14 protein-coding genes are annotated in these 12,484 nt (G+C 61.3%); 4 read left to right on the top strand and 10 right to left on the bottom strand.

Annotated elements, in window-relative coordinates:
* The first annotated feature begins 175 nt into the window (after nucleotides 1–175).
* The 3 genes from NKH54_RS13735 to NKH54_RS13725 all read left to right on the top strand — a co-directional run bounded on the left by NKH54_RS13735 (nucleotide 176) and on the right by NKH54_RS13725 (nucleotide 2,642).
* Nucleotides 176–556 (top strand): c-type cytochrome, encoded by a 381-nt coding sequence (locus NKH54_RS13735; RefSeq protein ID WP_023667668.1) that lies wholly within the window; start codon nucleotides 176–178, stop codon nucleotides 554–556.
* Between the two features lie 152 nt (nucleotides 557–708).
* The gene (locus tag NKH54_RS13730) at nucleotides 709–1,641 is read left to right on the top strand and encodes a heme o synthase (protein ID WP_352653702.1); all 933 of its coding nucleotides are present in this window, start codon (nucleotides 709–711) and stop codon (nucleotides 1,639–1,641) included.
* Nucleotides 1,642–1,820: 179 nt separating this feature from the next.
* Nucleotides 1,821–2,642, top strand: a complete 822-nt coding sequence (locus NKH54_RS13725; RefSeq protein ID WP_023691119.1) for a DUF2189 domain-containing protein — start codon at nucleotides 1,821–1,823, stop codon at nucleotides 2,640–2,642.
* A gap of 62 nt (nucleotides 2,643–2,704) precedes the next feature.
* Here the strand turns inward: NKH54_RS13725 and NKH54_RS13720 are convergent, their stop codons facing one another.
* The 7 genes from NKH54_RS13720 to NKH54_RS13690 all read right to left on the bottom strand — a co-directional run bounded on the left by NKH54_RS13720 (nucleotide 2,705) and on the right by NKH54_RS13690 (nucleotide 9,155).
* Nucleotides 2,705–3,103 carry a cytochrome C oxidase subunit IV family protein gene (locus tag NKH54_RS13720; RefSeq protein ID WP_023667665.1) on the bottom strand — a complete coding sequence of 133 codons (399 nt, stop codon included), beginning with the start codon at nucleotides 3,101–3,103 and terminating at the stop codon, nucleotides 2,705–2,707.
* A 9-nt stretch (nucleotides 3,104–3,112) separates the two neighbouring features.
* Entirely contained in the window at nucleotides 3,113–3,835 is a 723-nt protein-coding gene (locus tag NKH54_RS13715; RefSeq protein WP_023667664.1) for a heme-copper oxidase subunit III family protein, read from the bottom strand.
* Between the two features lie 13 nt (nucleotides 3,836–3,848).
* Nucleotides 3,849–4,553, bottom strand: a complete 705-nt coding sequence (locus tag NKH54_RS13710; RefSeq protein WP_023753355.1) for a cytochrome c oxidase subunit 3 — start codon at nucleotides 4,551–4,553, stop codon at nucleotides 3,849–3,851.
* Nucleotides 4,550–6,319 (bottom strand): cytochrome c oxidase subunit I, encoded by a 1,770-nt coding sequence (gene ctaD / locus NKH54_RS13705; RefSeq protein WP_023681631.1) that lies wholly within the window; start codon nucleotides 6,317–6,319, stop codon nucleotides 4,550–4,552. Before ctaD ends, NKH54_RS13710 begins: the two co-directional genes overlap by 4 nt.
* Nucleotides 6,320–6,341: 22 nt before the next feature.
* On the bottom strand, nucleotides 6,342–7,226 hold the full coding sequence (locus NKH54_RS13700; RefSeq protein ID WP_023667661.1) for a cytochrome c oxidase subunit II: 885 nt from the start codon (nucleotides 7,224–7,226) through the stop codon (nucleotides 6,342–6,344).
* A 228-nt stretch (nucleotides 7,227–7,454) separates the two neighbouring features.
* On the bottom strand, nucleotides 7,455–8,381 hold the full coding sequence (locus NKH54_RS13695) for a DMT family transporter (protein WP_023667660.1): 927 nt from the start codon (nucleotides 8,379–8,381) through the stop codon (nucleotides 7,455–7,457).
* A 132-nt stretch (nucleotides 8,382–8,513) separates the two neighbouring features.
* Complete coding sequence (locus tag NKH54_RS13690; protein ID WP_027050354.1) at nucleotides 8,514–9,155, bottom strand: glutathione S-transferase family protein; 642 nt, start codon at nucleotides 9,153–9,155, stop codon at nucleotides 8,514–8,516.
* 160 nt (nucleotides 9,156–9,315) lie between these two features.
* Between NKH54_RS13690 and NKH54_RS13685 the strand changes: the two genes are divergently transcribed.
* Entirely contained in the window at nucleotides 9,316–10,230 is a 915-nt protein-coding gene (locus NKH54_RS13685) for a LysR family transcriptional regulator (RefSeq protein ID WP_023701662.1), read from the top strand.
* A 25-nt stretch (nucleotides 10,231–10,255) separates the two neighbouring features.
* On the opposite strand, the gene NKH54_RS13680 is transcribed toward NKH54_RS13685, so the two are convergent.
* From NKH54_RS13680 to radC, 3 genes are all read right to left on the bottom strand, one after another.
* A complete protein-coding gene (locus tag NKH54_RS13680; RefSeq protein ID WP_023751542.1) occupies nucleotides 10,256–10,876 on the bottom strand; it encodes an isochorismatase family protein in 621 nt (206 codons plus the stop codon).
* Nucleotides 10,877–11,048: 172 nt separating this feature from the next.
* A complete protein-coding gene (locus NKH54_RS13675; RefSeq protein ID WP_023701658.1) occupies nucleotides 11,049–11,447 on the bottom strand; it encodes a RidA family protein in 399 nt (132 codons plus the stop codon).
* Between the two features lie 194 nt (nucleotides 11,448–11,641).
* Entirely contained in the window at nucleotides 11,642–12,409 is a 768-nt protein-coding gene (gene radC, locus NKH54_RS13670) for a RadC family protein (RefSeq protein WP_352841979.1), read from the bottom strand.
* Nucleotides 12,410–12,484 lie beyond the last annotated feature (75 nt).

Genomic DNA, 12,484 nt, shown 5'->3' with positions numbered 1-12,484 from the left:
CTGAACCTTTGTACGGTCGACCTGTTCTACCTACCGGCCAGATTCTGTGGTACACAAGTGCCGCAATTCCATCTGGGGAGGAGCGGAGAATCTATTCTGCCGTGCAGGGCGCATGCTGGTGCTACCGGCATGTGCAGACCGTCTCAGGCAAATTTGACGATCAGGGAGGAATGCCATGCGCTTGGTTGCGTTTTTCGCCGTCGTTTCCGTTGCAACTTTCATCGCCAATCCATCGCGGGCACAGGACGCCGCGGCGGGCGAGAAGGTCTTCACCAAATGCAAGGTCTGCCACGTCGCAGACCAAGACACCAACAAGATAGGCCCTTCGTTGCATGGCGTTATCGGCCGGACGGCCGGCACGCATCCGGATTTTAAATATTCCGAAGCCATGATCGCGGCCGGCACATCCGGCGTCAAATGGGATGAGCCGACACTGACGACGTATCTTCACGACCCCAAGGCAATGGTCAAAGGGACGAAGATGGCGTTTCCCGGCCTCAAGAAGGACGAGGACGTCGCCAACGTCATCGCCTATCTGAAGCAATTTTCCCCGTAACCTGGCTCTTCGGCCGGCCAGAGCGTTTCACCGTTTCACGGAAACGGCGATCCGCTCGATCTCTTGTTCTTACGCAATTCCGGACGGAAAACCGCATACACTTTTCCTGGAATTGCTCTAGGCTGCCCGGTTTCCATCGATGGTCGTCTCAAATGTCGGTCAAGGAAAGCCTCAAGGATACCGGCGTCCGCCTCTCGGAAGCGACGGCCAGTGATTTCTTTGCGCTCTTGAAGCCTCGGGTCATGGCCCTTGCCGTCTTTACCGCCTTCGTCGGTCTGATGGTGGCGCCCGGCGCGATGAACCCGGTCATCGCCGTGATCGCCATAGGTGCGATTGCGGTTGGAGCGGGAGCGGCCGGCGCGCTCAACATGTGGTACGACGCCGACATCGACGCGCTGATGTCGCGCACGTCAAAGCGGCCGGTTCCGTCGGGCCGCGTCACGGCCGGCGAAGCGCTCGGCTTCGGCCTGGTGCTTTCCGCACTTTCGGTCATGACGCTCGGCGTGCTGGTGGGCTGGCTTGCCGCGTCACTGCTGGCCTTCACAATCTTTTTCTACGTCGTCATCTATACGATGTGGCTGAAGCGCTCGACGCCGCAGAACATCGTCATCGGCGGCGCAGCGGGTGCCCTTCCTCCGATGATCGGCTGGGCGGCGGCCACCGGCGCCATCGGCATTGAAAGCCTGATCCTGTTCCTGATCATTTTCCTGTGGACGCCGCCGCATTTCTGGGCGCTCGCACTGTTCAAGGCCGGCGACTATGCCGCTGCCGGCATCCCGATGATGCCGAACGTGGCCGGCCAGGCCTCGACCAGAAGGCAGATCTTCGCCTATTCACTGCTTCTGGCACCGATCGGAGTGCTGCCCTGGGCGTTCGAATTTACGAGCGGGGTCTATGGGATTGTTTCGGCTGCGTTGGGCGCGGGTTTCATCTGGCATGCCTGGAACGCCCTGGTCATCCTCGACAAGGAGATGAAGCCGGCCAAGGCGCTGTTTGCCTATTCGATCTTCTATCTTTTCGCGATCTTTGCCGTGCTGCTTGCCGATACCATCGCGATGCGTGCGTTCATGTCAGCCGGAGGGTGACGGCATGACGCTGTGTTCGGAAACTTCGCCTTCCGGGAGCCTTTTGTAAGAACGGGCGACAAGCTCCAGTCAATGGAGTATATTGATTGCGGTGCAGGTCGCGGTTCGCGTGGCCAGTCATGCAGAACGGCAGCACCGTGATACCGCGACCTTGCCGGACCTGGTCTGGAGGAACGGGCATGACAAGTTTTCACGTGATTGCAGGCGCCAGCGAAACGCTGGAACACACCAAAATCCGAAAAATCAGTGTTTCCGATCTTTTCGATGCGCTCAAGCGCGGTGTTGACGATTTTATGGTCAAACCGTCGCACATCGTCTTTCTCTGCCTGATCTATCCGCTTGTCGGCGTGGTGCTCGCTGCCTGGACTTCGGGTGCCAATGCGTTGCCGATGTTGTTTCCGCTGGTGTCCGGCTTTGCGCTTATCGGTCCATTCGCGGCGATCGGCCTTTACGAGATCAGCCGCAGACGAGAAGCCGGGCTCGACACCTCCTGGACGCACGCGTTCGAGGTCAGGAATTCTCCGGCCCTGCCAGCCATCGCCGCAGTCGGGATCATGCTGGTTGCAATCTTCATCGCCTGGCTTTTGGCGGCGCAGGTGTTCTACGAATATCTCTTCGGCCCGGCTCCGCCTGCATCGATTTCGGGCTTCATCAATGAAATATTTGCCACCGGACGCGGCTGGTCTCTGATTGTCCTGGGGCACGCCATCGGCTTCGTCTTCGCCGCGGTGGTGTTGTGCACGACGGTTGTCGCCTTCCCATTGCTGCTCGACCGCGATGTCGGCGCCTACGAAGCCATCCACACGTCGGTGCGAGCGGTGCTGGCGAACCCGATCCCCATGGCTGTCTGGGGACTGATTGTCGCCGTCGCCCTGATCATAGGCTCGCTGCCGGTGTTTGCCGGGCTGGCGGTCGTGCTGCCGATCCTGGGTCACGCCACCTGGCATGTCTACCGCAAGGTTGTGGAGCCGCCATCGTCCCCGACGCGGGTCGGCCTCTGACCCTGCAGATCAGCTGATGGGAAGCTTCATCTCCGGTCTTTGACCGGAGATGAAGCTGTGCGTCAGGGCCCCGGTCCGAAGAAGGACAACCGGGTGAGAAGCGTGTAGTCCGCTTCGAAGAGCATCATCGCCACGAACACCAATATCAGAAGCGGCGGCAGGATGATCGCATAGGTCAGGGCCAGCCGCTCCCAGGCCATGTGCATGAACACGGCGACGATCAGCCCGGCCTTGAGGATCATGAAGATCAGGATCAGAGACCATCTGAGATAGCCGTGGATGCCGAGATAATCGACCATGTAGGAGCAGGCGCTGAGGATGAACAGCCATGCCCAGACCACCAGATAGAGCTTGATCGGATGTTCCTGATGAACCTCCGCGACGCCGGTCGATGGCCCTTCATGCGCATGATCAGAGTGCAGCGCGTGTTGCCCGAGGCCGTTTGCGGTTGCTTCAGCCATGTCAGCCTCTCACCAAAGATAGAAGAATGCGAAAATGAACACCCAGACCAGGTCGACGAAATGCCAGTAGAGCCCCATGATTTCGACGTTCTCGTAGCGACCCCTGCGGCTGGTGAAGAAGCCGGGACGTCCGACGTCATAGTCTCCACGCCAGACCTTTCGCGCCACGATGATGAGGAAGATCACGCCGATCGTCACATGCGTGCCGTGGAAGCCGGTGATCATGAAGAAAGTCGAACCGAATTGTGCCGCGCCCCAGGGATTGCCCCACGGCCGTACGCCTTCGGTAATCAGCTTGGTCCATTCGAAGGCTTGCATGCCGACGAAGGTGGCTCCTAGCGCTGCCGTCAGAAGCATGAGGATTGCGGTTTTGCGGCGGTCGCGGCGATAGCCAAAATTGACCGCCATGGCCATCGTTCCGCTGCTCGATATCAGCACGAAGGTCATGATGGCAATCAGGATCAGTGGAATGTCCGAACCGCCGATGCGAAGCGCAAAGACCTCGCTCGGATTGGGCCACGGCACACGTGTGGAGACGCGCGCGGTCATGTAGGAGAGCAGGAAGCAGCCGAAGATGAAGGTGTCGCTGAGCAGGAAGATCCACATCATGGCCTTGCCCCAGGACACGTTCTTGAACGCGCGCTGATCCGAGGACCAGTCGGCGGCGATGCCTTGCCAGCCTGCGGGCCGCGTCTCCGTTTGGCCGGTATGCGTCAGTGTGGTTTCTGCCATGCTCCTCGACCTCCTAGGTCAGCAACTGCCGGCAAATATCGATGAACGTCACGGCCCAGCCGGCCAAAAGAGCGAAGATGGCGAGCCAGACGAAAAGCAGGAAATGCCAGTACATGGCGCATAATTCGACGCTGAGGCGAAGCCGTTCCGGGCGTGCACCGTTCCAGGCGCCGGCGGTTGTCCTGCTCAGGCCCACCAGCCCTCCCACGATATGCAGGCCGTGCATCCCGGTTATCAGGTAGAAAAAACTGTTGGCCGGATTGGAGGCCAGAAAATAACCATCGGCGGTCAGGTCCCGCCATGCCATGAGTTGCCCGATGAGGAAGGCGATCGCGGTGAGCCCAGCCGCGGCAAGGCCGAGCCTGACCGTGTCCATCTGGCGCTTGCGCGCCGCGATCGAGGCGCATTGCAGCGCGATGCTGCTCAGCACCAGCATGCCGGTGTTGAGCCAGAGCAGGCGTGGGATGGGCAGCGGCTGCCAGTCCGACAGCGCCATACGCATGAAGTAGGCGCTGGTGAACAGCGCAAACAGGCAGCCGACCACGGCGAGGAAGACACCGAGGCCAATCTTGGCGGTCGGCAGGCTCGATCGGTCGAAGGCGACAAAATCTCCTGCCACACCTTGCTCGAGCCATGGTTTCGCCATCAGCCGCTGATGCGAGAGCCACCAGCCGGCAAAGCCGGCGATCACGAGAAGGAAGACCAGGATGACGCTCATGCCGGCTCCCTGGAGGGGCCGAACGTGCCCGGCATGTTTTGCGGAATGAAGTCCTCCTTGGCGCCCGGCACGCTGTAGTCATAGGCCCAGCGATAGACGATCGGCAGATCCTTGCCGAAATTGCCATGCGCCGGTGGCGTCTGCGGCGTTTGCCATTCGAGTGTCGTGGCTCGCCATGGATTGCCACCGGCCTCGCGCCCATGGCGGATGCTCCAGATAAGATTGAACAGGAAAACGATCTGGGCGAAGCCGACGATAAACGCCATGATGCTGATGAACGAGTTCAGGTGATGCGCCGACTCCGTCATGACCGTCACGTCGGTCAGTTCGGCATAGCGCCGCGGCACGCCCATCAGGCCGATGTAATGCATGGGAAAGAAGATCAGGTAGGCGCCGAGAAATGTGACCCAGAAATGGAACCGGCCGAGCGTCTCGTTCAGCATCCGGCCGGTGACCTTCGGGTACCAGTGGTAGATCGCGCCGAAGATGACGACGATCGGAGCAACACCCATGACCATATGGAAGTGAGCGACGACGAACATCGTGTCCGACAGCGGGACGTCGACGACGACGTTGCCGAGAAACAGCCCGGTCAACCCGCCATTGACGAAGGTGACGATGAAAGCCATGGCAAACAGCATCGGTATGGTGAGATGGATGTCGCCCCGCCACAGCGTCAGCACCCAATTGTAGACCTTGATCGCCGTCGGGATGGCGATGATCAGTGTCGTGGTGGCGAAGAAGAAGCCGAAATAGGGGTGCATGCCGCTGACATACATGTGGTGCGCCCAGACCACGAAGCTCAGCGCGCCGATGCCAACGATGGCCCAGACCATCATTCGGTAGCCAAAAATGTTCTTGCGCGCATGCGTGCTGATCAGATCGGAGACGATGCCGAAGGCCGGCAGCGCCACGATGTAGACTTCCGGGTGGCCGAAGAACCAGAACAGATGCTGGAACAGGATCGGGCTGCCGCCATTGTGCTGTAGCTGTTCCCCCATCTCGACGACCGCGGGCATGAAAAAGGAGGTTCCAAGCGCGCGGTCAAGCAGCATCATCACGCAGGCGACGAACAGCGCCGGAAAGGCGAGCAGCGCCATGACGGTGGCGGTGAAGATGCCCCAGACGGTCAGCGGCAGGCGCATCATCGTCATGCCGCGCGTGCGGGCCTGCAGCACCGTCACGACATAGTTCAGACCGCCCATGGTGAAGCCGATGATGAACAGGATCAGCGAGACGAGCATCAGGATGATGCCCCATTCCTGGCCGCCAGGTGTGCCGGTCATGATGGCTTGCGGCGGATAGAGCGTCCAGCCGGCGCCGGTCGGTCCGCCGGGCGCAAAGAAGCTCGACACCAGCACCAGCACGGCAAGGAGGTAGATCCAGTAGCTCAGCATGTTGACATAGGGAAAGACCATGTCGCGGGCGCCGACCATCAGCGGGATCAGGTAGTTGCCGAAGCCGCCGAGGAAGAGTGCCGTGAGCAGGTAGATCACCATGATCATGCCGTGCATGGTGATGAACTGGTAGTAGGCCTCGGGGGTGATGAAATCGAACGTGCCGGGGAAGCCGAGCTGCAGCCGCATCAGCCAGGACAGCACCAGCGCGACCAGGCCGATGGCCGTTGCGGTCGCCGAATACTGGATGGCGATGACCTTGGCGTCCTGCGAGAAGACATACTTCGTCCACCAGCTGTGCGGATGGTAAAGCTCCATTTCCGCGACTTCGGCGGGCGGGACGGCATCTGCAGGTGTGATATCGACCATAGGCGGAGCACCTCCGTGCCCTTCAGCGGGACCCGACAGTTTCGAGTTTTGCCGCAACTTCTAGAGCTGACGCCGTCGCGTTGCCCGGCGCCTGTTCCACCGAGCCCGTCTGCTGCGGCGCCGACAATTGCGCGAACGTCTGCTGCTGGTCGAGCCAGGCCACATAGTCCTGCTCGGTATCGACCATGACGATGCCATGCATCATCGGGTGCCCCTGGCCGCACAGTTCGGCGCACAGAACCTGGAAGGTCCCGGTCTTGGTGGGGGTGAACCAGAAATAGGTGACCGAGCCCGGTATCATGTCCATCTTGGCGCGGAATTCCGGAACGTAGAAATCGTGCAACACATCGATCGAGCGCAGCAGCATCTTGACCGGCTTGCCGACCGGCAGATGCAGGTCGGCCGCTTCGACCACGACGTCGTCCTGGCCGCTGGGATCCTTGGCGATCACGCCCAGCGGATTTTCAGCGGTGACGTCGCGGGTGTCGGATGTGCCGAGTTTGCCGTCCTTGCCGGGCAAGCGGAAGCTCCACTGCCATTGCTGGCCGACGACTTCGACCACGGTTGCGTCGCTTGGAACGTTGACGAACCGGCTCCAGACAAACAGGCCGGGAACCAGCATGGCGGTAACACCCACTCCGGTGACGATCGTCAGCCACCATTCGAGCCGCTTGTTCTCCGGTTCGTAGGCCGCCTGGTTGCCTTCGCGGTGACGGAAGCGGAAAACGCAATAGGCCATGAATAGGACGACTGCGGCGAAGACGACGCCGGTAATCCAAAAGGTGATGATGATGGTGTTGTCGATATAGTCCCAATTCGAGGCAATCGGAGTCCACCACCATGGGCTCAGGAAGTGGAACAACACCGAGCCCACGACGATCAAAACGAGTACAACCACTATGGGCATGTCCCGTTCCTCCCGGTATTTCAGGGGGCGCGAAGCCGTCCCGGGAAAATACCAAGTGCATCATGCGTGATTTGCGATCGAAATTCTAGAGCCGGTTGTGGAAGGAGCGAAAAATTGCTTCTGCGGCGCCCGGACCTTGCTTCGTTGGTGACGCCGGGGCGACACCTGACCCCCCAAATCAGGGAGGGCAGGGGCTGGTTTGATTCGGCTTGCCTTGTTCCAGCGGGATCAAAGCGCCTTGATGATGATGCAGCCGGCCAAAAGCAGCACGACGCCGGCGAGCCGCATGCCGGAGACAAGCCGCTGCGGCAGGCGGAACCAGCCGAAGGTGTCGACGAAGATGCCGGCGACCTGCTGGCCGGCCACCGTCAGGCTGACGGCAGCTGCCGCTCCGATGACGGGGATGGCGGTGAACACGGTCGTGACATAGGTGGCGCCGGCAAAACCTCCGAGCCAGCCCCACCAGGGCATCGACGACAGGCCGGCGAGGCGAGGGCGGGGCGTCTTCGTCAGGGCAAGCGCGATCAGAAGCACCGCGGCCATGGCCAGCATCGCCACCAGGAACGAGATGGTGCCGACCGCAAACGGCGCGCCGCCAAGGTCGTGCCGAAGCAAGGCGTTTACAGCGCCTTGCACCGGAAGCACGGCGCCTGCCAGCAGCGCCAGTCCGATCCACCCTGGTCTTGAGGATGCGGTATTGTCGGCCGCGCCCTTCTGTCCCAGAACGATGAGGGCAGCCCCGGCAAGCAAGACGAGCATGCCGAAGGCAGGCCCGGCTCGCAGTCCGGCTTCGGGGATCCCGAGCCAGCCGAACGTGTCGAGGGCGAAGGATGCAAGCATCTGCCCAGCGATGAAGAGCCCGACGGACACGACGGCGCCAAGGCGAGGGAACAGAAGAATGGTCGAAACAACGTAGAAGGCCGAAGCCATGCCGCCGATCGCATGCCACCATTCGGCTTGCCGAACGGCAAGCAGAGCCGGTGTCGTTCCGGTGAGGGCCGTGATCGACAACAGCACGATGGCGCCGACCGCGAGCTGAAGCGTGGTCGCGGCAAAGGGTGAGCCGACCGCCTTTGAAAGTTGGGCATTGGCGCCGGCTTGCACCGCAAGCAGGCCACCGGCGACAAGCGCCAGAGGGACGAAGAGGATTTCCACGATCGTATTCCTTGAATGCGGGGTGCGGCGGCTAGGGCATGATCCCAAAAAGTGGGTGCCGGTTTTTGGAAAAGATCATGCTCCAACAAAGGGTTAGGTCATGATGAGATTTCAACCAAATCTCATCATGATCTAAGCGGCAGCCGATGCTTCGGGCAGGGCGGGAACGGCAATGCCTCTGACAACTGCGGAGCGTCGGCCTATGGCGGCATACCAACGCGCCAGGTCTGGCGCGTCATCGAGGCTGAGGCCGAGCCTGGTGACGGCCGCGTTGATCCATGGCCATGTCATCACATCGGCGATGCCGTAGCTTTTGCCGACGATGTGCTCATAGTTCTTGAGCCGGCTATTGAGCACTCGGAAGACGCGTCCGGTTTCGCGCTCAAAACGCTCGATCACATAAGGGATTTTTTCCGGCGCGAAGATTTTGTAATTCCACAATTGGCCAAGCGTCGGGCCGACATGGGCCGCCTGGAACAAGGTCCAGGTCAGCGTATCGTCCGCCTCCTGCGCGCCCACCGGCTGAAGCTTGCCCGACCGTCGCGCCAGGTAGTGTAGGATGGCGCCGGATTCGAAGACCGTTCGGCCGGCGTCCCGGTCGACGATCACCGGGATCTTGTTGTTGGGATTGAGCGCCAGGAAATCAGGCTTGGTCTGGTCGCCCCTTTCGATGTCGACCAAGCGGACCGAGTAGGGCAGGCCGACCTCTTCCAGCATGATCGAGGCCTTGTGCCCGTTGGGTGTCTGGCAGGTGTAGAGTTCTATCGGCGTCATGGCTCTTCTCCGCGACTGTTTCTTTTGTCGTCGGACTCCATATGGCGTGCGTGCATGCGCAGATCGACATGCCGATTCGCCCGCTTGCTCTGCGTTTTTGCACAGCGAAGCGTCATTTTGACTCGCAGAGCGCAGCGCTTTCTTTTATCTTTCTGCAAGAATGCACAGCTCACGCGATATCGACTGGGAAGATCTGCGCATGGTGCTGGCCGTCGCCGATGGCGCTTCGCTGGCGGCGGCGGCTCGGATCCTAGGCGTGAACCACACGACTGTGCTGCGGCGCGTCAACGCCTTCGAGGCGCGGCTGGGTATCCGCCTTTTCGATCGGCTGCCGACTGGCTATGCCCTCACCGCGGGCGGCGAGGAACTGCTGGGCGCGGCACGCACAATGGCCGAGACGGTCAATGAACTGGCGCGCAAACTGTCGGGGCAGGATCTCAGGTTCGAAGGCAGGTTGCGGGTCACCACCACCGATACGCTGATGGCATCGGTGCTGCCGCCGATCCTGGCGGCGTTTCATAAGCTCCATCCCGGCATACGGGTCGAGGCGATGACGCAGAATTCCATCGCCAACCTGACGCAAAGGGATGCAGACGTGGCGATCAGGCCGGTGTCGCAACCGCAGGAAATCCTGGTCGGCCGGCGCATTTCGGGCGTCGCCTTCGCCGCCTACGCGACACGTTCCTATGCCGAAACGCTACCCCCGGAGCCGAGACTGGGTGCGCTGCGCTGGATCGCGCCCGACGACAGCCTGGCCAACACCGGCGTCGCCCGCTGGATGCGGTCGTCGCTGCCCGATGTCGAGATCGCCATACGCGCCGATTCCCTGGTGACGATGTCGCATGCGGCGGGCGCCGGAATCGGGGTTGCGGCGCTGCCCTGTTATCTCGGCGACAGCCTGCCCGGGCTTGTAAGGGTCGGAGGGCTGATCGAGGAGATCGGCTCGGCGCTGTGGGTGCTGGTGCACGACGATTTGCGCCGCACGGCGCGCGTCCACGCCTTCACCAAATTCGTCTCCGGCGAATTGCAGCAGCGGCGCGACCTTCTTGAGGGCAGGCTCGGCGCCGGAGCTTGAGACGCACGCCAGCTGACGCTGGGGTTCAACTCCGCAACAGGTTCCCAAGCTCGGCAACCGTCATCACGCGCCCGAACACCTTGCCTATGATGTCGAGGGTTGCATTGTGCGATGCCTCGTCCAGTCCGCCATTGGCGTCGCTGATGAAAGCCACCTTGTAGTCGCGCATGAAGGCGCTCCGCGCGGTGGATTCGCAGCAGATGCTGGTCACGGTGCCGATGATGATCACCGTGTCGACCCGGCCTGCGCCACGGATGTTGCGCAACACGGTCTCGAGCTGCGTGTTGTGGAAGGCATCGTAGCGGTGCTTCTTGATGACGACATCCCCAGGCAAGGGCGCAAGCGCGGCGACGATTTCGGCGCCGGCGCTGCCTTCCCGCATGCCTTTGGTTTTCAGCTTCGGCTGATAGCTGGTTTCCAGCGGCGAGATATCGAAATGGTCGCTGAGCACATGCTGGGTGTAGATCACCGGGACGCCTTGCGCGCGGCAAAGCTCGACCACCTGCCGCATCGCCGGAATGCGATGGCGGGCCATGGCCACTTCCATGACGGCGCCCTCATCGACGAAGTCGCTTTGCATGTCGATGACCAGGAGGGCTGCGCGTTGCTTGTCGAACGGCCATGGTTCGTCGCCGGGCTGGGGCATTGCGTGTTTCCTGTTTCCGACGTTGATCAGGTGAGCAGCAGGCTCTTCATCGAGACATCGCAATTCCTGCCGATGACGATGTGATCGTGGATGGATGGAGAGATCAAGGTCGTGGCAATCTCGCAGCGAGTTCCGGGATTTGTTTGGGCGACTTGACGCGTCCTCGCTTGGCCTACGGGTCGATGACCGCGATCGCATCGATCTCTATTAGGTAGCCGGGAGACATTACAGCTATCCCGACCACCACGTTTGCTGGCTTGTGATCGCCGAACAGCTCGATCTGGGCCGCTTCGATGATCGGCACGTGTTCGTCGCGTTTGTAATCGACGATGTAGATCGTCATCTTGCAGACTTGCTCAGGCCGAGCGCCGGCGGCAGCAAGCGCTCGGCCGAGATTCCCGAACGCCAGGCGCGCCTGGACTGCGAAATCACCATGGCCAACGAGCTTGCCGTGTATGTCTTCTGGCTGCTGGCCCGAGACGAACACCAGCTTGCTTCCTGTCGCGACGACGACCTGGGAGTACATTTCCGGAATCGGCAGATCATTTGGATTTATGCATTCGAGCGTCATTGAATAGACCTCCTGCAATGGCTGACGGGAACTGATGCTTCGTATTTGCGTCTACCACATTGTCGCCGAAGCGGCGCTTCCGTCGCAATATCACTTCTACACCGCAAGCGTGGGCGTTTGAGCCAAAGCGGAATGTTGCTGATTGGCTCGCGAGCGGTGGCGTTTGGGGTTGACGGCGCCCGCGAGCGTCGGGCTCAGATCAGCAGCAGGCCCTTCATCGAGGCGTTGCCTTTCTTGCCGATGATGATGTGGTCGTGGACGGCGATGCCGAGCGGCTTGGCGCTGTCGATGATCTGCTTGGTCATTTCGATGTCCGCATGCGATGGTGTCGGATCGCCGGAAGGGTGGTTATGCACCAGGATGACGGCGCTGGCCGATAGTTCCAGCGCGCGCTTGATCACTTCGCGCGGATAGACCGGCGTGTGGTCCACGGTGCCGACCTGCTGTACCTCGTCGGCGATCAGCACGTTCTTCTTGTCGAGAAACAAGATGCGGAACTGTTCGCGGTTCTCGAACGCCATCGCCGAGCGGCAGTACGCAAGAAGCTGCGTCCAGTTGGACAGCACCTCGCGGTCGCGAACCTCGGTCCGCGCCATGCGCTGCGCGGCAGCGGCAATCACCTTCAGGTCGACCGCCACGGCGGGGCCGATGCCCTTCACCTCCTGCAGCAGCGCCACCGGTGCGCCAAGCACTTCGCCAAAAGTGCCGAAGCGCGCCAAGAGCGCCTTGGCGATCGGCTTGGTGTCGACGCGCGGGATCAGGCGAAACAGCAGCAGTTCGAGAAGTTCGTAGTCGGGCAGGGCGTCCGCGCCGCCGGCAACGAAGCGCTCGCGCAAACGGTCGCGATGGCCGTGATAGTGTGGCGTCTCGGTCAGTTTGTCCTTGGGCGTCTTGTCCTTCGCCGGCGGTTCAAGCCACCGCTCGGAGAAGAACCCCCGTTCGTCGTCACCGCTCTTCCCCATCGACCCCCCACACTCCCCGAAGGCTTCGACGGCAGATTAGAGCGGTAAGCAGCGCGCGGTCGAGTTTTTTCGGCG

It is taken from the genome of Mesorhizobium sp. M1004 (assembly GCF_040318795.1).
In the GTDB taxonomy this organism is placed as follows: Bacteria; Pseudomonadota; Alphaproteobacteria; order Rhizobiales; family Rhizobiaceae; genus Mesorhizobium.
Note: the sequence above shows the minus strand (reverse complement) of the source record. Positions and strands in the feature narration are given on the sequence as shown.

Coding starts and splice junctions, on each gene's coding strand:
- NKH54_RS13735 (WP_023667668.1), top strand. CDS start 176: ATGCGCTTGGTTGCGTTTTTCGCCGTCGTTTCCGTTGCAACTTTCATC.
- NKH54_RS13700 (WP_023667661.1), bottom strand. CDS start 7,226: ATGCCCATAGTGGTTGTACTCGTTTTGATCGTCGTGGGCTCGGTGTTG.
- NKH54_RS13710 (WP_023753355.1), bottom strand. CDS start 4,553: ATGAGCGTCATCCTGGTCTTCCTTCTCGTGATCGCCGGCTTTGCCGGC.
- NKH54_RS13680 (WP_023751542.1), bottom strand. CDS start 10,876: ATGCCCCAGCCCGGCGACGAACCATGGCCGTTCGACAAGCAACGCGCA.
- NKH54_RS13685 (WP_023701662.1), top strand. CDS start 9,316: ATGCACAGCTCACGCGATATCGACTGGGAAGATCTGCGCATGGTGCTG.
- NKH54_RS13690 (WP_027050354.1), bottom strand. CDS start 9,155: ATGACGCCGATAGAACTCTACACCTGCCAGACACCCAACGGGCACAAG.
- NKH54_RS13725 (WP_023691119.1), top strand. CDS start 1,821: ATGACAAGTTTTCACGTGATTGCAGGCGCCAGCGAAACGCTGGAACAC.
- NKH54_RS13715 (WP_023667664.1), bottom strand. CDS start 3,835: ATGGCAGAAACCACACTGACGCATACCGGCCAAACGGAGACGCGGCCC.
- NKH54_RS13720 (WP_023667665.1), bottom strand. CDS start 3,103: ATGGCTGAAGCAACCGCAAACGGCCTCGGGCAACACGCGCTGCACTCT.
- ctaD (WP_023681631.1), bottom strand. CDS start 6,319: ATGGTCGATATCACACCTGCAGATGCCGTCCCGCCCGCCGAAGTCGCG.
- NKH54_RS13730 (WP_352653702.1), top strand. CDS start 709: ATGTCGGTCAAGGAAAGCCTCAAGGATACCGGCGTCCGCCTCTCGGAA.
- NKH54_RS13675 (WP_023701658.1), bottom strand. CDS start 11,447: ATGACGCTCGAATGCATAAATCCAAATGATCTGCCGATTCCGGAAATG.
- radC (WP_352841979.1), bottom strand. CDS start 12,409: ATGGGGAAGAGCGGTGACGACGAACGGGGGTTCTTCTCCGAGCGGTGG.